We start from the raw sequence: 17,148 nt of genomic DNA on the forward strand, positions 1-17,148 counted from the left end.
GTTCCGCCTTGTGACAATCAGCGAGGTCCACAGGTGTTCGCACCCTACCCGCGCAGGACGAGCGCCTGCCCCGCGACCACGAGCAGCACCTGCTCGCACTCGTCCGCGAAGGCCGCGTTCAGCCGGCCCAGCTCGTCCCGGAACCGCCGCCCCGCCGCCGTCGCGGGCACCACGCCTGACCCGGTCTCGTTCGTCACCGCCACGACCGTGCGGCGCGTCGCCCGCACCGCCGCCACCAGCTCCGCCGTCCGCTCCCGCAGCGCCTTCCGCCCCCGGGCCTCCCACTCCCCGTCGTCCCAGGCGCCCACCCGGTCCATGGCGTCCGTCAGCCACAGCGACAGACAGTCGACCAGGAGCGCCGGACCGTCCTCCGCGAGCAGGGGCACCAGGTCGCAGGTCTCGACGGTGCGCCACGAGGCGGGCCGCCGCTCCCGGTGCAGGCCCACCCGCTCCGCCCACTCCGGGTCGCCCTCCCGTCCGCCGCCGGTCGCCACGTACACCACCTCGGGGAAGGTCTCCAGGCGCCGCTCGGCCTCCACCGACTTCCCCGACCGGGCCCCGCCGGTCACCAGGGTCCGCCGCGGCGCGTCCGGCACCTCGTGGTACTCGCCCGCGTACAGCGTCGTCCCGTCCGGCACCGCCCGCGCGCCCGCCGCCGCGAGCCGCCGGTCCAGCTCGGCGCCCGCCGGCGCGTCGTGGTCCAGGTGCGCCGCGACCACGTCGGTGGCCGGGCCCACGGCCCCGGTCGCCCGCAGCCGGGCCAGCGCGTCCGGACGGCCCGTCACGTCGGCCACCACCAGGTCGTACGGCGTCCGGTGGTCCTCCGGGAGCCCCGCCGGAGCCCCGCCCGGCGGCAGGTAGAGCAGCCGCTCGCCGTCCGCCGAGGTCACCTCGTACCCGGTCCCGGGCGAGTCCATCGACACCGCCCGGACCCGGTGCCCACTGATGAGCGTCAGCTCCCGCCCGTCCGGCACCCGCCCGGCCGTCGGAAGCCCCGGCGGCAGCTCCACGGGCGGCCCGTCGTGCGGATGCGTGAGCAGCACCTGCCGGACGCCCACGAGCGAACGGCCCGACCGGGCGGCGGCGAGCGCGGCCCCCGGGGTGAGATCGAGCAGCAGGGCCCCGTCCACGAGCAGCGCGGTCGCGGCCCGCGCGCGCGGGCCCCGGGAGAGCGCGCACACGGCGCAGGGGCAGTCGGGGCGGGGCAGCCCGCGCGGGGCGCCGGTGCCGAGCAGAGTCAGTTCCACCCTCAGATCCTCCCGCGCCACCGCGAGGCGTGCGCGCCCGGCTACGCTGCGGGCAGGAAACCGATCATCCGGTGAGCTCCAGGAGGCTTGCATGGCATGGACGTGGCGGTTCGAGAAGGCCGACGGCACGGAGGTCGAGCCGGTGGTGACTCCCGAGGAGTTCACCACCCAGGGCGACGCGGAGAGCTGGATCGGAGAGCACTGGCGTGACCTCCTGGGCGGCGGCGCCGAGCAGGTGACCCTCTCGGAGGACGGCACGAAGGTCTACGGCCCGATGCCCCTGGACGCGGAGGGCTAGGAACGGCCCGGTCCGGTCCGGTGGCCGGGGCGCGGGGCCGGAGTCCCGCGCCCCTTCCGGACCGGAGAGACCGCGCCCCTTTCCGGGGCAGGGCCCCGCGCCCCTTCCGGAGCGGACTCCCGTGCCCCGTCCGGGCCGGTCCCCGCGCCCGCGCCCCCACCCGGACCGGTTACGTCTCGCCCAGCGTGACCTCGGTCTTCTTCGTCTCCGTGCCGCGCACGTACGTCGCCGTCACCTTCTCGCCCGGCTTCCGCGAGGCCAGCGCCTCCGCCAGGGAGGTGATGGTCGTGATCTCGTCGTCGCCGAGCCGCGTGATCACGTCGCCCGGCTTCAGGCCCGCCCTGCCGGCCGCCCCGTTCGCGGGGGCCTCGACCACCGCCACGCCCGCCGGCTCGTAGTCGTCGCTCAGGACCGTACGGCCGGTGATGTTCAGGGCCGCCCGGCCCGAGTCCGTCACCCTGCCGTCCTTGATGATCTGGTCCGCGATTGTCCGCACCGTCGAGGCCGGGATCGCGAAGCCGATGCCGGGCGCCGCGCCGCCGCCCAGCTCCGGGTCGGACGCCGCGAGGGTCGGGATGCCGATGACCTCGCTGTCGAGGTTCACCAGGGCGCCCCCGCTGTTCCCGGGGTTGATCGCGGCCGACGTCTGGATCATGTTCGCGATGGTCGCGCCCGTGCCGCCGCCGGCCTGTCCCTCGCTGACCGTCCGGCCGGTGGCCGAGACGATGCCCTGGGTCACGCTGCCGGACAGTCCCAGCGGAGAACCCATGGCGAGCACGATCTGCCCCATGTCCACCGTCGAGGAGTCGCCGAACCTGGCCGCCTTCAGCCCCTGGGGCACGGTGCTCAGCCGGATCACCGCGAGGTCCTGCTCCGGGTACGAGGCGACGAGCCGCGCCGTCACCGGCTGCCCGCCGGTGGCCGCCGTGACCTTGAAGCTCTTCTCCCGGCCGACCACGTGCGCGTTGGTGACGACGTGCCCCTTGCTGTCGTAGACGACCCCGGAGCCGAGGCTGTCCGACGCGTCGATCTGCACGACGGACGGCAGGACGTCCTTGATGACGGCCCGGTAGTCGTCCTGGAGGCCGTTGGCGGCGAGCGGCGCGGCCGCCCGGGCGAGCCGTTCGGGCGCGGGGGCGTCCCCCGAGGCGTCCCCGGGGGCGGAGCAGGCGCCGACGAGCGCGGCGGCACAGGCCCCGGCGGCCAGCGGGAGGAGGAGACGGCGGGCGCGGACACGAGCGTGGGCACGGGATACGTCCATGTCCGGAGTATCCGTTCCCTCCCGTCCCCGGGCCCGGCGAGCGCACCCGATCAGGGGCCCCGGAGACGGCGCGGCGCCTCCGGGCGCGGAACCGGGGCCACGGCCCCGCGACTGCCGTCCGCCCCGGAGGCGGACGGCGCACGTCCTAGCCCCGCACCCCGCACAGGTGCAGCAGCGCCGCGATCCGCCGGTACGGGTCCGTGCGGCCGGCCCGCTCCTCGGCGGTGAACAGCCGGTCCAGTTCGTCGGCGGCGGGCAGGCCCACCTCGGCCGGGACGCCGTCGGTGAAGACCCGCACCCCGTACCAGGCGTGCAGCGGCGCCGCGATCCCCGAGAGCGTCGAGGTCAGCGCGTCCAGCCGGTCGGCCCGCACCTTCACGCCGTCGTCGTCGGTGTAGACGTCGGAGTCGAAGCCCGCGAGCGCCCCCGTCCAGTCCCCGGCGAGCCCCGGCCGCATGGCGAGGGCGTCGGCGTTCCGCACCACCAGGGAGAGCAGGCCCCCGGGGGCCAGCATCCGGGCCAGACCCGCGAGCAGCGCGTCCGGCTCGTCCGCGTACATGAGCACGCCGTGGCAGAGGACCACGTCGAAGCTGCCCGGCAGGAAGTGCACCCCGGTCTCGCGTCCGTCGCCCTCGACCAGCCGGACCCGCTCGCGGATGCCGGCGGGCTCGGTCGACAGCGACTCGCGGGCCGCCTTCAGCGACTCGGGATCGGCCTCCAGGCCGGTCACCGTGTGCCCGGCCCGCGCCAGGCGCAGGGCCTGTACGCCCTGCCCCATCCCCGCGTCGAGGATCCGCAGCCGCTGCCCCACGGGGTACCGGCCGGTTATCTGCTCGTCGAGCTGGCGGGCGACGATCTCCTGGCGGATGGTGTCGCGCAGCCCGCCGGTCCCGGCGGGCCAGTGCGTGACGACGGGCAGGACGGAGCCGCCCGTGCCCGGCGTCGCTCCGCCGGACACGGGACCGCCGGCTTCCGGACCGTCGGTGCTCAGGGCCGCTCCCCGCGCTTGACCTGCGGCTTCGGCAGCCGCAGGCGGCGCATCTGGAGCGTGCGCATCAGGCCGTAGGCCACGGCCCCGCGCTTCGGCTCGTTCGGGAACCGCTCGTTGAGCTGCTTCCGCAGCCGGAGCCAGATGCCGATCGAGTCGATGACGATCAGGACGATCACGCCGAGCCAGAGGAGCAGGGAGATGTTCTGCAGCCCCCGGTTGGCGTTGCCGAACAGCGAGAGCACGAGGATCACCACGGCCATCGGCAGGAAGTACTCGGCGATCGCGAACCGCGAGTCCACGAAGTCGCGCACGAAGCGGCGGACCGGACCCTTGTCGCGGGCCGGCAGATAACGCTCGTCGCCACTGGCCAGCGCCTCGCGCTGACGGGCCAGGTCCGAGCGGCGTGCCTCGCGCTGGCGCTTGGCGGCCTCCTTGCGGTCGGTCGGCACCGTCGCGGCGCGACGGCGCTGGGACTGCGCCTCGCTCCGCTTCGGGGTCGGGCGGCCCTTGGGGGCCTGGGGGTCGCGGGGCTGCGGGGTGGAGAGGTCCGCCGTCACCTTGCCGGTGGGGGCCTTCTCTTCCTTCGAACGGCTACGGAACACAAAACCCAAGGGTACGGGGTGGGGGGCATGAACCCCATGCCGGTCGGGAACGATCCGCTAACGGACCGCGTCCTGGACGGTACGGGGAGGGGACGGGTGCGGGTCTCCCCGGGAACCGTCTACTCCCTGCGCGGGAGGGAGCGCCGCGCGCAGTCGTCCTTGGGGAGGAGCGCATCCCGCTCCGGACAGTGCGGTAATGGAGTCGGGGCCCGTACTGTGGACCTTGTTGGAAGAGTCGGCCGAGTCCGTCAGAAGGGGGCGCGCGAAGCCCATGAGCGGTGTCATGAAGCGTATGGGGATGATCTTCCGCGCGAAGGCGAACAAGGCCCTTGACCGGGCCGAGGACCCGCGCGAGACGCTCGACTACTCCTACCAGAAGCAGTTGGAGCTGCTCCAGAAGGTGCGGCGGGGCGTCGCCGACGTCGCCACCTCCCGCAAGCGGCTCGAACTCCAGCTGAACCAGCTGCAGGGCCAGTCCGCCAAGCTGGAGGACCAGGGCCGCAAGGCGCTGGCGCTCGGCCGCGAGGACCTGGCGCGCGAGGCGCTGTCCCGGCGGGCCGCGCTCCAGCAGCAGGTCGGTGACCTGGAGGTGCAGCACCGGACGCTCCAGGGCGAGGAGGAGAAGCTCACCCTCGCCGCGCAGCGTCTCCAGGCCAAGGTCGACGCCTTCCGCACCAAGAAGGAGACGATCAAGGCGACCTACACGGCGGCCCAGGCCCAGACCCGGATCGCGGAGTCGTTCTCCGGCATCTCGGAGGAGATGAGCGACGTCGGCCTGGCGATCCAGCGGGCCGAGGACAAGACCGCCCAGCTCCAGGCGCGGGCCGGAGCGATCGACGAACTGCTCGCCTCGGGCGCCCTGGACGACCAGTCCGGGCTCGCGAAGGACGACATCCAGGCGGAGCTGGACCGGCTGTCCGGCGGTACGGACGTCGAGCTGGAGCTCCAGCGGATGAAGGCCGAGCTGGCCGGCGGACCGTCGGCGCAGCAGCAGGCGATCGAGGGCGGCGACGGCACGGCGGCGCCGCGGCACCAGAACCAGTCCCACCCGCGCTTCGAGAAGTAGGAGAACGGCCGGCGGTTTCCGGCGGCTCCTCGGGAGAACAGGACGCGTCATGATCGTACGGATCATGGGGGAGGGCCAGCGGAAGCTGGCCGACAGCCACGTCGCCGAGCTGAACCGGCTCGACGACGAACTGCTCGCGGAGATGGAGAGCGGCGACGCGGAAGGCTTCCGGCGGACGCTCGGCGCCCTCCTCGACGCCGTCCGGCGGCTCGGCGAGCCGCTCCCGGACGACGCCCTGGAGCCCTCGGAGCTGATCCTCCCGGCCCCGGACGCGCGGCTCGAAGAGGTCCGGGCGATGCTCTCCGACGACGGTCTCATCCCGAACTGATCCGGCCGGACCGGCTCCTTCGGCACGGATGTCGCGCGGAGGTCCCGCCACCCCGAGGGGTGGCGGGACCTCCGCGTTCTCCGGCCTTCCGGTCGCCCGGACGGAGAATCGTTACGGCAGCGCCAGCATCCGCTCCAGGGCCAGCTTCGCGAAGCTCTCCGTCTCCTGGTCGACCTGGATCCGGTTGACGAGCTTGCCCTCGGCCAGCGACTCCAGGGCCCACACCAGGTGCGGCAGGTCGATGCGGTTCATGGTCGAGCAGAAGCAGACCGTCTTGTCGAGGAAGACGATCTCCTTGCCCTGGTCGGCGAATCGGTTCGCCAGCCGCCGGACCAGGTTCAGCTCCGTGCCGATGGCCCACTTGGAACCGGCCGGGGCCGCCTCCAGGGTGTTGATGATGTACTCGGTCGAGCCCACGTAGTCCGCGGCGGCGACGACCTCGTGCCGGCACTCGGGGTGGACGAGCACGTTCACGCCGGGGATGCGGGCCCGCACGTCCTCGACCGACTCCAGCGAGAACCGGCCGTGCACCGAGCAGTGCCCCCGCCACAGGATCATCTTGGCGGCGCGGAGCTGCTCGACGGTCAGCCCGCCGTTCGGCTTGTGCGGGTTGTACAGGACGCAGTCGTCCAGGGACATGCCCATGTCGCGGACGGCGGTGTTGCGGCCCAGGTGCTGGTCCGGCAGGAACAGCACCTTTGTCGTGCCGGGCTCCCCCTGCTCGAACGCCCAGTTCAGGGCCCGCTCCGCGTTGGACGAGGTGCAGATGGTGCCCCCGTGCTTGCCGGTGAACGCCTTGATGTCGGCCGAGGAGTTCATGTACGAGACGGGCACGACCTGCTCGGCGACGCCGGCCTCGGTCAGCACGTCCCAGCACTCGGCGACCTGCTCCGCGGTGGCCATGTCGGCCATCGAGCAGCCGGCCGCCAGGTCGGGCAGGACGACCTTCTGGTCGTCGCCGGTCAGGATGTCCGCCGACTCCGCCATGAAGTGGACGCCGCAGAAGACGATGTACTCCGCCTCCGGCCTGGCCGCCGCGTCGCGCGCGAGCTTGAAGGAGTCGCCGGTGACGTCGGCGAACTGGATGACCTCGTCGCGCTGGTAGTGGTGGCCGAGCACGAAGACCTTGTCCCCGAGCTTCTCCTTGGCGGCGCGGGCGCGCTCCACGAGGTCCGGGTCGGAGGGCGACGGCAGGTCGCCCGGACACTCGACGCCGCGCTCGCTCTTCGGGTCGGCCTCGCGGCCGAGCAGGAGCAGGGCGAGCGGCGTCGGCTGGACGTCGAGCTCATGACGGGTTTGGGCCGTGGTCACGTCACGCACCCTTTCTTCGGGGAACCTTTTCGTCTAAATGACGCTATCTATCATAGCCTCTTCACGTCACCTTGACGACGGCCATAGTGTCCATGTGACGAATTCGCCGCCCCCGTGCCCGGCGCGCGGTGTGCGAGCATGAAGGAGGAAGACACACTCGACCCGGAATGAATCCGGGGCACCGCCGGTTGCAACCGGCGGCAAGCAGTCTCCGTACACACCGGGAGAGAAGCAGATGTCCGTATCGGACGAGAAGACCACTGTCAGCGACGGCATCCTCCTGTCCGACGCCGCCGCGGCCAAGGTGAAGGCCCTCCTCGACCAGGAAGGCCGTGACGACCTGGCCCTGCGCGTCGCCGTTCAGCCCGGCGGCTGCTCCGGCCTGCGTTACCAGCTCTTCTTCGACGAGCGCTCGCTCGACGGCGACGTCGTGAAGGACTTCGACGGCGTCAAGGTCGTCACCGACCGCATGAGCGCCCCGTACCTGGGCGGCGCCTCCATCGACTTCGTCGACACCATCGAGAAGCAGGGCTTCACCATCGACAACCCGAACGCCACGGGCTCCTGCGCCTGCGGCGACTCGTTCAGCTAGTCCGTACGCACCGGAGGGGGGGGGGGGGGGGGCGGAGCCCGGCCGCCCCCCCCCCCCGGGGGGGGGGGGGGGGGCGGGGGCGGGGCCCCCCCCCCCCCCCCCGCCCGGCCCCCCCCCCCCGGGCCCCACCACCCACAACCCCCCCGCCACGGGCCCCTGCGCCTGCGGCCACTCGTTCAGAAACACCCCCCCCCCGGGGGGGGGGGGGCGGGGCCCGCCCCCCGGGCCCGCCGCCCTCCGGCGTGCGCGGGGGACGTCAGCGGCGCGGCACCGCCCCGCCGCTCGCCGCGTCCACCACCGGCCGGGAGCCGAGCGGGGCGTCCAGGGTCACCGTCCTGGTGACCTCCACCGCCGTGAGGACGCACACCCGGCCGGGATCGACCGGGGCCTCCTCCATCCGGACGGCGACCCGCTCCGCGTCCTCCTCCGCCGTGACCGCGTACGTGCTGCACACTCCGCCCCAGAAGGTGACCGCCAGCTTCCGCCCGCCGTCCTCCGTCCGGTACGACTGGATCCGCCGGGGCACCGCCGTGTCCTCGCCGGGCGACGGCGGAACCGTCGCCGACGGTGCCGGCCGGGGGAGTTCCACCGCCGCCCGCGCCACCGTGTACGGCGCCGCGTCCACCGGGTCCGCCGTGAACAGCCACGCCGGTACGAGCTGCCGCTCGCCGTCCACGTCCTGCGCGGCCAGCCCGAACACCGCGCCCGTCACCGGCACCTCGACCGGCGCGGCCGGCTCTCCGGCCGGCGGGCAGGACGGAACGGTCCCGCCCGTCGGCTTCCCGGAACCGAGTACCCCGGCGTCCGGCCTCCCGGAACCGGGCACCCCGGCGTCCGGCTTCCCGGCCCCGCCCTCGGCCGGGGCGCCCGTGCCGCAACCGCCGGTGCCGGCCGGGCCCGTGCCCCTCCCCGCCTCCTCGTTCAGCGCGGCGAGCGCCTTCTCCGCGCCCAGCGCGGGGTACGCGGCGCCCGCGACCGGCTCCTTGAGCGTCCCGCTCCCGGAGACCGGCAGGCCGTCCGGTCCGACCCGCAGCTCCGTCGCCCAGCCGTGGGTCGGGAGCCCGCCCACCACCGGATCGGCGTCGACCACCCGTACGGACCCGTTCGTCACCCGGCCGGCGGACACCTTCGCGTCGTCCTGGCCCAGCGCCTTCAGGACGGGGGCGGCCGCGGCCCTCGCCGCCGCCTCGCTCACCGGCGAGCCGCCGCGCGGGGGCTTCGCCCCTCCCGGCGGCGGGCACGCCTTGCCCTTGAGGCAGGTGTCGCCGACCGGACCGCCGTCGTACCAGGAGTACGTCCAGTTCCCCGGGGCCTTCCGGGACACGTCGAGGCGCGGTCCCGAATCGTCCTTCCCGGGGCGGATCGTCCAGACGTCCCCCTCCGCCACGGGGCGGCCCGTGACGCCCAGCGCCTCGGCCAGCACGGCCACCTCCGCCGGGGTGACCGTGCCCCCGGGCCGGTGGACGGCGGCCGAGGCGGGACCCCGGGGGAGCGGGACCTCGGCCCGGTAGACGGTCCCGGCGCGACCGCCGGGATCGGGTTCGCCGGGCGCGATCCCCGGGGCGCCGCCCGTACCGCCGCCACCGCTCCCCGGGCGCGGCGACGGGGGCGATCCGGCCGGGGCGGCCCGGCTCGCGCCGTCCGTACCGCCGTCGCCGGACGCCGCGGTGGCGAGGTACACCCCGCCGCCCCCGGCGAGCAGCACGCCCGCCGCCACCGAGGCGGTCAGCAGGGTCCGCCGCCTCCGACCGTTCTCCGTACCGCTCACGGCATCGCTCCTTCGGCCCCCGTCCTCCTCGTGGAGGACGGGAGTGGGACGGGGCGGGCGCCCGTACGGTTCCGTCAGGCGCCGTACTCGGCGGTGGCGTCGATCAGCCGGGCCGACGCGGCCGGCACGTCGACCCCGACGATCAGCGCGGGGGAGACCGGGGCGGGGGCGGGGGCGGCCGGCGTCACCCAGTGGGGTGCCATCCGCGCGCCGTCGCCGCACAGCCGGGCGAGGCTCGACTCGGACTCGTATCGCTCACCAGGAGCGGGAAAGAGACTCATGGGCGCACCGTACGCACCTCGCGCCCCCGGGGAAAAGACCTACTCTGGGGTAGTTTCGTCTGTTCGGCAGGGGGAGCGGCAACGGGTAGCGTGAACTGTCATTACCGCCTTCCCGCAGGAGCGCCCCGCCGTGCGTATCGCAGTCACCGGCTCCATCGCCACCGACCACCTCATGACCTTCCCGGGACGGTTCGCCGACCAGCTCGTGGCCGACCAGCTCCACACGGTGTCCCTCTCCTTCCTCGTGGACAACCTGGACGTGCGCCGGGGAGGCGTCGCCGCCAACATCTGCTTCGGCATGGGCCAGCTCGGCAGCCGCCCGCTCCTGGTGGGCGCCGCGGGCTTCGACTTCGACGAGTACCGGGCCTGGCTCGACCGGCACGGCGTCGACACCGAGTCGGTGCGGATCTCCGAGGTCCTGCACACCGCCCGCTTCGTCTGCACCACGGACCGGGACCACAACCAGATCGGCTCCTTCTACACGGGCGCGATGAGCGAGGCCCGGCTGATCGAGCTCAAGGCCGTCGCCGACCGGGTGGGCGGGCTCGACCTGGTCCTGATCGGCGCCGACGACCCCGAGGCGATGCTCCGCCACACCGAGGAGTGCCGGGCCCGGTCGATCCCCTTCGCCGCCGACTTCTCGCAGCAGATCGCGCGCATGGACGGGCAGGAGATCCGCACCCTCCTCGACGGCGCCACCTACCTCTTCTCCAACGAGTACGAGAAGGGCCTCATCGAGTCCAAGACGGGCTGGACCGACGAGGAGATCCTCTCCCGCGTCGGCCACCGCGTCACCACCCTGGGCTCGCGGGGCGTGCGCATCGAGCGCGCCGGCGGGGACCCGATCGAGGTCGGCTGCCCGGAGGAGACGGCCAAGGTCGACCCGACCGGTGTCGGCGACGCCTTCCGCGCCGGCTTCCTCACCGGCCTGACCTGGGGCGTCGGCCTGGAGCGCGCCGCGCAGGTCGGCTGCATGCTGGCCACCCTGGTCATCGAGACCCTGGGCACCCAGGAGTACACCCTGCTGCGCGCCAACTTCATGGAGCGCTTCACCAAGGCGTACGGCGAGGACGCGGCGGCCGAGGTCCGGTCGCACCTGGTCTGACCCGCACGGGACCCCCGCCCGGCCCGCGCGGGCCGGACGGGGGTCCCGCGCCGGGGCGGCCTCACGCCAGCCGGCGCACCACGTACGCGCTGCCGCCTCCCGGCGCGCCCCTCTCCTCCACGTACTCATGCCCCCGCATCTCGCACCACGCCGGGATGTCCAGCCGGGCCGCCTCGTCGTCCGAGAGGACCGTCACCGTGCCGCCGACCGGGACGTCGCCGATCGCCTTCGCCAGTTCGATCACCGGGACCGGGCAGCGCCGGCCGCGCGCGTCCACGACCGGCGCGGCGGGGCCGGCCGCCGGGGCGGCGGCCCGCGCGTCCGGGGCGCCCAGGCGCGCCCGCACCTCCGCCACCACCCCCGGCAGCACGTCGAGGAAGCGGTCCACGTCCTCCTCCGCCGTGCCGGGCGGCAGGGAGACCCGGACGTTCCCCTCGCTCAGCACCCCCATCGCCCGCAGCACATGGCTGGGCGTCAGCGTCGAACTCGTGCACGAGGAACCGGACGAGACGGAGAAACCCGCCCGGTCCAGTTCGTGCAGCAGCGTCTCCCCGTCGGCGTAGAGACAGGAGAAGGTGACCAGGTGGGGGAGGCGCCGCACCGGGTCGCCCACCACCTCCACGTTCGGCACCAGCTCCGGCACCCGCGCCCGGAGGCGGTCCACGAGGCTCCGCAGCCGCGCCCCCTCGGCCGCCGCCTCCGCCCGGACCGCCCGCAGCGAGGCCGCCGCCGCCACGATCGCCGGCAGGTTCTCGAAGCCCGGCGCCCGGCCCGACTCCCTCTCGTCCGCCGGTCCCTGCGGAGCGAACCGCACCCCCTTCCGCACGGCCAGCAGCCCCACCCCCGCCGGACCGCCCCACTTGTGGGCGCTCGCCGCGAGCAGCGACCAGCCGTCCTCCACCGGGCCCCAGGCGAGCGACTGGGCCGCGTCCACGAGGAGCGGTACGCCCGCCGCCCGGCAGGCCCCGGCCACCTCCGCCACCGGCTGCGCGGTCCCCACCTCGTGGTTGGCCGACTGGAGGCACGCCAGGGCCGTTCCCCCGTCCAGGGCCGCCGCGAAGCCCGCCGCGTCCACCGCTCCGGACCGGTCCACCGGCACCTCCGTCACCGTCCCGCCCGCCGCCGCGTGCGTTTCGGCCGCGTGCAGGACGGAGGAGTGCTCGACCGCCGACACCACGAGCCGGTTCCCGACACGCCGACGGCCCGCGAGCGCGCCGGAGATTCCCGCGTGAACCGCGCGCGTCCCCGAAGGAGTGAACACGAGCTCGTCCGGACGACAGCCCACGGCCTCCGCCGCGGCCTCCCGCGCCGCGTCGAGCAGCAGCCTGGCCCGCCGCCCCTCCCGGTACAGCCGGGCCGGATCGGCCCAGCCCTCGTCCAGGGAGGCGAGCAGCGCCTGACGGGCGACGGGGTGCAGCGGAGCGGCGGACGCGGCGTCGAAGTACGGCATCCGCCCACGGTAGAGCGTGCGGGGCCCCCGGCCCCCACCTGGCCCGGTCCCGGTCCCGGCCCCCGCCCCGCCCCCGGCCCGTGCCCGGCGTGTCGCCCGCCCCCCCCGCGGCCGTTCCCGTGAACTCCCGTCAGAACTCCCGCCCGCCCCGGCCCCAGGGCGCCGAACGGGTGAGCCGGACCCCCCTCCGGAACCCCGGACTCCACCCCTTCGGGGAGTCGGACGGCGCGTTGGGCACCCTCCCCGCGCGACCCCAAATAGCGTCCAGTAGGGTTTGGTCCGCATAAACATCCAAACCCCTGCCCGCGGCACGGGGCGGCGACCGACCAGCGAGACGGACGGCCGTGGCCGACCAACGCGGGCCGAGACTCTCGGGAAGGCGCTACGTGAGTCCCAACGGCTCCGACCGCTCGTCGCGGCGCCCGATGCGGCGGAAGCTGCCGCAGGTGCTGACTGCGGGCCTGATCCTGGCGACAGCCACCGGCTGCTCGTACAACTGGGAAGACTTCCCCCGCCTTGGTATGCCCACCCCGGTCACGGAAGAGGCGCCTCGTATCCTCTCCCTGTGGCAGGGTTCGTGGGCGGCCGCACTCGTCACCGGCATCCTGGTGTGGGGCCTGATCCTCTGGGCCACCATCTTCCACCGGCGCAGCCGGACCAAGGTCGAGGTACCTCCGCAGACCCGTTACAACATGCCCATCGAGGCGCTGTACACGGTCACCCCCCTCATCATCGTCTCGGTGCTCTTCTACTTCACCGCGCGCGACGAGTCGAAGCTCCTCGAGCTCTCCCCGAAGCCGGCCCACACCATCAACGTGGTCGGCTACCAGTGGAGCTGGGGCTTCAACTACGTCGAGAACGTGCCCGGAGTGAAGGGCGACGCCAAGACGGACAAGAACCTGGAGACGGTGCCGGAGCGGTACAAGAACCAGTTCCCGGACAACGCCGGCGGCGTCTACGACGCGGGCATCCCGGGCGACCGCAACCCGCAGACCGGCAACCCGGGTCCGACCCTGTGGCTGCCGAAGGGTGAGAAGGTCCGGTTCGTCCTGACCTCCCGCGACGTCATCCACTCCTTCTGGGTGGTGCCCTTCCTGATGAAGCAGGACGTCATCCCGGGGCACCCGAACGCCTTCGAGGTCACTCCGACGCAGGAAGGCACGTTCCTCGGCAAGTGCGCCGAGCTGTGCGGTGTCGACCACTCCCGGATGCTCTTCAACGTCAAGGTGGTCTCTCCGGAGCGCTACCAGCAGCACCTGAAGGAGCTGGCGGAGAAGGGGCAGACCGGCTACATCCCGTCGGGCATCGACCAGACGGCCCCGGCCAGGAATGCGGAGAAGAAGCAACTGTGAGCATCCTCAACGAACCCCAGGGTGCGGCCGCGGCTGAGGAGCCTTACGAGAACGAGGTTCCGGCACGCCGCAAGCAGCCCGGCAATGTCGTGGTCAAGTGGCTGACCACCACGGACCACAAGACGATCGGCACGCTCTACCTGGTCACGTCGTTCGTCTTCTTCTGCATCGGCGGACTCATGGCGCTCTTCATGCGCGCCGAGCTGGCCCGTCCGGGTACGCAGATCATGTCGAACGAGCAGTTCAACCAGGCGTTCACGATGCACGGCACGATCATGCTGCTGATGTTCGCGACGCCGCTGTTCGCCGGATTCGCCAACTGGATCATGCCGCTGCAGATCGGCGCGCCCGACGTGGCGTTCCCGCGGCTGAACATGTTCGCGTACTGGCTGTACCTCTTCGGCTCGATCATGGCGGTGGCCGGCTTCCTCACCCCGCAGGGTGCGGCCGACTTCGGCTGGTTCGCCTACTCCCCGCTGTCGGACGCCGTCCGCTCGCCGGGTGTCGGCGCCGACATGTGGATCATGGGTCTGGCCTTCTCCGGCTTCGGCACGATCCTCGGCTCGGTCAACTTCATCACCACGATCATCTGCATGCGCGCTCCGGGCATGACGATGTTCCGCATGCCGATCTTCACCTGGAACGTGCTGCTGACCGGTGTTCTGGTCCTGCTCGCCTTCCCGGTCCTCGCGGCCGCGCTGTTCGCCCTGGAGGCGGACCGCAAGTTCGGTGCACACGTCTTCGACGCGGCCAACGGTGGAGCGTTGCTCTGGCAACACCTCTTCTGGTTCTTCGGCCACCCAGAGGTGTACATCATCGCGCTGCCGTTCTTCGGCATCATCTCCGAGGTCATCCCGGTCTTCAGCCGCAAGCCGATGTTCGGCTACATCGGTCTGGTGGCCGCGACCATCGCGATCGCCGGCCTCTCCGTGACCGTGTGGGCGCACCACATGTACGTCACCGGTGGCGTGCTCCTCCCGTTCTTCTCCTTCATGACGTTCCTCATCGCCGTACCGACAGGCGTGAAGTTCTTCAACTGGATCGGAACGATGTGGAAGGGCTCGCTGTCCTTCGAGACACCGATGCTGTGGACGATCGGCTTCCTGATCACCTTCACCTTCGGTGGTCTGACCGGCGTCATCCTGGCCTCGCCGCCGATGGACTTCCACGTCTCCGACTCGTACTTCGTCGTCGCGCACTTCCACTACGTCGTCTTCGGCACCGTGGTCTTCGCGATGTTCGCCGGCTTCCACTTCTGGTGGCCGAAGTTCACGGGCAAGATGCTGGACGAGCGGCTCGGCAAGATGACGTTCTGGACGCTGTTCATCGGCTTCCACGGCACCTTCCTGGTACAGCACTGGCTCGGTGCCGAGGGCATGCCGCGTCGTTACGCGGACTACCTCGACGCCGACGGCTTCACCGCGCTGAACACGATCTCGACGATCTCCTCCTTCCTGCTCGGTCTGTCGATCCTGCCGTTCTTCTACAACGTCTGGAAGACCGCCAAGTACGGCAAGAAGATCGAGGTCGACGACCCGTGGGGCTACGGCCGTTCGCTCGAATGGGCGACGTCCTGCCCGCCGCCGCGGCACAACTTCCTCACCCTGCCGCGGATCCGCTCCGAATCCCCGGCGTTCGACCTGCACCACCCTGAGATCGCCGCTCTCGACCAGCTCGAGAACAAGCCGCACGAGGCCGAGGCCCTCACGGGCAGCAAGGAGGCCGGCAAGTGAAGATCCAGGGCAAGATGTTCATCTGGCTGAGCGTCTTCATCCTCGGCATGGCGATCCTCTACGGCGTCTGGTCCAAGGAGCCCGCCGGCACGACGGCGCTGTTCCTGGCGTTCGGCCTGGCCCTCATGATCGGCTACTACCTGGCCTTCACGGCCAAGCGTGTCGACGCGATGGCGCAGGACGACAAGGAGGCCGACGTCGCGGACGAGGCCGGTGAGGTGGGCTTCTTCGCCCCGCACAGCTGGCAGCCGCTCTCGCTGGCCATCGGCGGCGCGTTCGCCTTCCTCGCCATCGCGATGGGCTGGTGGCTGCTGTACTTCTCCGCCCCGCTGATCCTGGTCGGCCTCTTCGGCTGGGTCTTCGAGTTCTACCGCGGCGAGAACCAGAACCAGTAGCGGTACCCCGCTCCGCACCGGAGCACACCGAGGGGCCCGGACGCTTCGTCACCGAAGCGTCCGGGCCCCCTCTTTTGCAGCACTCGGCGCGCCCGGCCCGGGGATTGTTCTTACGGTGAGTCCATGAACGACACGCCGCGCATCCGGATTGTTGTGAGCTGTGCCCTGCTGGCCGTGGCCGTCACCGCGTGCACGGCCCGGAACGACCGCCCGCTGACGCCGAAGGCGTACGACGGGGCCGGTCCGCTCACCGTCAGCGCCCCCGCCGACGGGACCAAGGCCGACCCCGAGAAGCCCCTGGAGATCACCGCCAAGGGCGACGGGGACCGGATCGCCGACGTCACCGCCCTCGACGCCGCCGGACGCCACCTGGCGGGCGAGCTCACGGCGGACGGACGGCGCTGGCGCTCCACGGCCTCCCTGGCGGCCGGCACCCGCTACACGGTCCGGGTGGCCACGGAGGACGGGGAGGGCGCCCCGGGCGTCCGTACGTTCACGTTCGAGACGACCCCGGCCGAACGGGCCCTGACCGCCGACTTCGGGCCGGAGGCGGGCACGTACGGCGTCGGGCAGCCCATCACCGCCGACCTCAGCCTCCCCGTCAAGGACAGGGCCTCCCGGGCGGTCGTCGAACGGGCCCTCAAGGTCCGCTCCACGCCCTCCGTCGAGGGCTCCTGGTACTGGGTGGACGACAAGAAGCTGCACTTCCGCCCGAAGGAGTACTGGCCCGCCGGCGCGCGCGTCACGGTCAGCGGCAACCTGGACGGCCTCAAGATCGGCGACAAGCTCTACGGCGGCGCCTCCGCGCCGCTGAAGCTCACCATCGGCGACCGGGTCGAGGCGATCGCGGACGCCGGGTCGCACCACATGACGGTGAAGCGCAACGGAGAAGTGATCAACACCATTCCGGTGACCACCGGCAAGCCCGGCTTCTCCACCCGCAACGGCACCAAGGTGGTGCTCGGCAAGGAGTACTACGTCCGGATGCGCGGCACCACCGTCGGCATCTCCGAGGGCAGCTCGGAGTCGTACGACCTGCCCGTGTACTACGCCACCCGGGTGACCTGGAGCGGCGAATACGTGCACGCCGCGCCGTGGTCGGTCGGCTCGCAGGGCGTGGCGAACGTCAGCCACGGCTGTGTCGGCATGTCGACCGGGAACGCGGCCTGGTTCTTCGAGAACGTGCGCCCCGGCGACGTCGTCAGGACCGTCAACAGCGACGGCGACACGATGGAGCCCTTCGGCAACGGGTTCGGCGACTGGAACCTGACGTGGGACAAGTGGCGCCAGGGCAGCGCGCTGGTGGAGACCGCCGGGGAACCGGTGGTCTCCACCCAGAAGGCCCGCCTGCGGCCCTCGCTCTGATCA

Annotated in this window: 17 protein-coding genes; 9 read left to right on the plus strand and 8 right to left on the minus strand. The window is 72.6% G+C overall.

Annotated features, from left to right (window positions below):
• Positions 1–44 precede the first annotated feature (44 nt).
• Positions 45–1,247: a bifunctional adenosylcobinamide kinase/adenosylcobinamide-phosphate guanylyltransferase gene (locus ACFYZY_RS21535; protein WP_388696481.1), complete on the minus strand. Its 1,203-nt coding sequence runs from the start codon at positions 1,245–1,247 to the stop codon at positions 45–47.
• 91 nt (positions 1,248–1,338) lie between these two features.
• Here ACFYZY_RS21535 and ACFYZY_RS21540 point away from each other — a divergent pair, with 91 nt between their 5' ends.
• Positions 1,339–1,545, plus strand: a complete 207-nt coding sequence (locus tag ACFYZY_RS21540) for a hypothetical protein (RefSeq protein WP_388696482.1) — start codon at positions 1,339–1,341, stop codon at positions 1,543–1,545.
• 169 nt (positions 1,546–1,714) lie between these two features.
• On the opposite strand, the gene ACFYZY_RS21545 is transcribed toward ACFYZY_RS21540, so the two are convergent.
• The 3 genes from ACFYZY_RS21545 to ACFYZY_RS21555 form a co-directional block, all read right to left on the minus strand.
• Positions 1,715–2,806: a S1C family serine protease gene (locus ACFYZY_RS21545; protein ID WP_388696484.1), complete on the minus strand. Its 1,092-nt coding sequence runs from the start codon at positions 2,804–2,806 to the stop codon at positions 1,715–1,717.
• Between the two features lie 145 nt (positions 2,807–2,951).
• Positions 2,952–3,686, minus strand: a complete 735-nt coding sequence (locus ACFYZY_RS21550; protein ID WP_388696625.1) for a class I SAM-dependent methyltransferase — start codon at positions 3,684–3,686, stop codon at positions 2,952–2,954.
• A gap of 107 nt (positions 3,687–3,793) precedes the next feature.
• On the minus strand, positions 3,794–4,399 hold the full coding sequence (locus tag ACFYZY_RS21555; protein WP_388696487.1) for a DUF3043 domain-containing protein: 606 nt from the start codon (positions 4,397–4,399) through the stop codon (positions 3,794–3,796).
• 271 nt (positions 4,400–4,670) lie between these two features.
• Between ACFYZY_RS21555 and ACFYZY_RS21560 the strand changes: the two genes are divergently transcribed.
• Together ACFYZY_RS21560 and ACFYZY_RS21565 are read left to right on the plus strand one after the other, a co-directional pair.
• Positions 4,671–5,465 carry a PspA/IM30 family protein gene (locus ACFYZY_RS21560; protein WP_388696489.1) on the plus strand — a complete coding sequence of 265 codons (795 nt, stop codon included), beginning with the start codon at positions 4,671–4,673 and terminating at the stop codon, positions 5,463–5,465.
• Between the two features lie 49 nt (positions 5,466–5,514).
• Positions 5,515–5,793 carry a hypothetical protein gene (locus ACFYZY_RS21565; RefSeq protein WP_388696491.1) on the plus strand — a complete coding sequence of 93 codons (279 nt, stop codon included), beginning with the start codon at positions 5,515–5,517 and terminating at the stop codon, positions 5,791–5,793.
• A 111-nt stretch (positions 5,794–5,904) separates the two neighbouring features.
• Here ACFYZY_RS21565 and nadA read toward each other — a convergent pair whose 3' ends face one another.
• On the minus strand, positions 5,905–7,104 hold the full coding sequence (gene nadA / locus ACFYZY_RS21570; RefSeq protein ID WP_388696494.1) for a quinolinate synthase NadA: 1,200 nt from the start codon (positions 7,102–7,104) through the stop codon (positions 5,905–5,907).
• A gap of 235 nt (positions 7,105–7,339) precedes the next feature.
• Between nadA and ACFYZY_RS21575 the strand changes: the two genes are divergently transcribed.
• A complete protein-coding gene (locus ACFYZY_RS21575; protein WP_018848827.1) occupies positions 7,340–7,696 on the plus strand; it encodes an iron-sulfur cluster assembly accessory protein in 357 nt (118 codons plus the stop codon).
• Between the two features lie 256 nt (positions 7,697–7,952).
• Here ACFYZY_RS21575 and ACFYZY_RS21580 read toward each other — a convergent pair whose 3' ends face one another.
• Both ACFYZY_RS21580 and ACFYZY_RS21585 read right to left on the minus strand, forming a co-directional pair.
• The gene (locus ACFYZY_RS21580) at positions 7,953–9,464 is read right to left on the minus strand and encodes a hypothetical protein (protein ID WP_388696497.1); all 1,512 of its coding nucleotides are present in this window, start codon (positions 9,462–9,464) and stop codon (positions 7,953–7,955) included.
• Positions 9,465–9,538: 74 nt separating this feature from the next.
• Positions 9,539–9,745 (minus strand): hypothetical protein, encoded by a 207-nt coding sequence (locus ACFYZY_RS21585; protein ID WP_388696500.1) that lies wholly within the window; start codon positions 9,743–9,745, stop codon positions 9,539–9,541.
• A 130-nt stretch (positions 9,746–9,875) separates the two neighbouring features.
• On the opposite strand from ACFYZY_RS21585, the gene ACFYZY_RS21590 reads away from it, so the two are divergent.
• A complete protein-coding gene (locus ACFYZY_RS21590) occupies positions 9,876–10,850 on the plus strand; it encodes a carbohydrate kinase family protein (RefSeq protein ID WP_388696503.1) in 975 nt (324 codons plus the stop codon).
• A 61-nt stretch (positions 10,851–10,911) separates the two neighbouring features.
• On the opposite strand, the gene ACFYZY_RS21595 is transcribed toward ACFYZY_RS21590, so the two are convergent.
• A complete protein-coding gene (locus tag ACFYZY_RS21595) occupies positions 10,912–12,300 on the minus strand; it encodes a cysteine desulfurase/sulfurtransferase TusA family protein (RefSeq protein ID WP_388696506.1) in 1,389 nt (462 codons plus the stop codon).
• A gap of 386 nt (positions 12,301–12,686) precedes the next feature.
• Between ACFYZY_RS21595 and coxB the strand changes: the two genes are divergently transcribed.
• From coxB to ACFYZY_RS21615, 4 genes are all read left to right on the plus strand, one after another.
• Positions 12,687–13,652 carry a cytochrome c oxidase subunit II gene (coxB, locus tag ACFYZY_RS21600; RefSeq protein WP_388696508.1) on the plus strand — a complete coding sequence of 322 codons (966 nt, stop codon included), beginning with the start codon at positions 12,687–12,689 and terminating at the stop codon, positions 13,650–13,652.
• A complete protein-coding gene (ctaD, locus tag ACFYZY_RS21605; protein WP_388696511.1) occupies positions 13,649–15,385 on the plus strand; it encodes a cytochrome c oxidase subunit I in 1,737 nt (578 codons plus the stop codon). Before coxB ends, ctaD begins: the two co-directional genes overlap by 4 nt.
• Positions 15,382–15,780: a cytochrome c oxidase subunit 4 gene (locus ACFYZY_RS21610; RefSeq protein WP_388696513.1), complete on the plus strand. Its 399-nt coding sequence runs from the start codon at positions 15,382–15,384 to the stop codon at positions 15,778–15,780. Before ctaD ends, ACFYZY_RS21610 begins: the two co-directional genes overlap by 4 nt.
• 123 nt (positions 15,781–15,903) lie before the next feature.
• Entirely contained in the window at positions 15,904–17,145 is a 1,242-nt protein-coding gene (locus ACFYZY_RS21615; RefSeq protein ID WP_388696516.1) for an Ig-like domain-containing protein, read from the plus strand.
• Positions 17,146–17,148: the final 3 nt, after the last annotated feature.

This window comes from Streptomyces sp. NPDC001744, assembly GCF_042892575.1.
Taxonomy (GTDB): Bacteria; Actinomycetota; Actinomycetes; order Streptomycetales; family Streptomycetaceae; genus Streptomyces.

Bases quoted from the DNA above. Each gene is read 5' to 3' on its own strand.
- ACFYZY_RS21595 (WP_388696506.1), bottom strand. From the start codon at position 12,300: ATGCCGTACTTCGACGCCGCGTCCGCCGCTCCGCTGCACCCCGTCGCC.
- ACFYZY_RS21545 (WP_388696484.1), bottom strand. From the start codon at position 2,806: ATGGACGTATCCCGTGCCCACGCTCGTGTCCGCGCCCGCCGTCTCCTC.
- ACFYZY_RS21585 (WP_388696500.1), bottom strand. From the start codon at position 9,745: ATGAGTCTCTTTCCCGCTCCTGGTGAGCGATACGAGTCCGAGTCGAGC.
- ACFYZY_RS21540 (WP_388696482.1), top strand. From the start codon at position 1,339: ATGGCATGGACGTGGCGGTTCGAGAAGGCCGACGGCACGGAGGTCGAG.
- ACFYZY_RS21565 (WP_388696491.1), top strand. From the start codon at position 5,515: ATGATCGTACGGATCATGGGGGAGGGCCAGCGGAAGCTGGCCGACAGC.
- ACFYZY_RS21615 (WP_388696516.1), top strand. From the start codon at position 15,904: ATGAACGACACGCCGCGCATCCGGATTGTTGTGAGCTGTGCCCTGCTG.
- ACFYZY_RS21560 (WP_388696489.1), top strand. From the start codon at position 4,671: ATGAGCGGTGTCATGAAGCGTATGGGGATGATCTTCCGCGCGAAGGCG.
- ACFYZY_RS21575 (WP_018848827.1), top strand. From the start codon at position 7,340: ATGTCCGTATCGGACGAGAAGACCACTGTCAGCGACGGCATCCTCCTG.